Annotated in this window: 1 pseudogene; it reads left to right on the top strand. The window is 63.2% G+C overall.

Going from position 1 to position 212, the window contains the following annotated elements:
* Positions 1-212 (top strand): annotated as a pseudogene (locus RAD10_RS42685) (branched-chain amino acid ABC transporter permease); the annotation flags it as partial.

The raw sequence follows: 212 nt of genomic DNA, 5'->3' as shown, positions 1-212 counted from the left end.
ATCGCGATCGAGCGGATCCTGTTCAAGCCGCTGACAAAGGCACCGGTGCTGACCAACGTCGCCGGGTTCATCGCGCTGTTCGCGATCATCAACTCCTCGGCGGGCCTGATCTGGGACTTCACCATCAAGCAATATCCGACCCCGTTCGGCTCCGCGCCGTTCCTCGGCAGCCAGCTGATCTCGACCCACCAGGCCGGCATGATCGGCGTCAC

It is taken from the genome of Bradyrhizobium sp. 23AC, from assembly GCF_054863025.1.
Note: the sequence above shows the minus strand (reverse complement) of the source record. Positions and strands in the feature narration are given on the sequence as shown.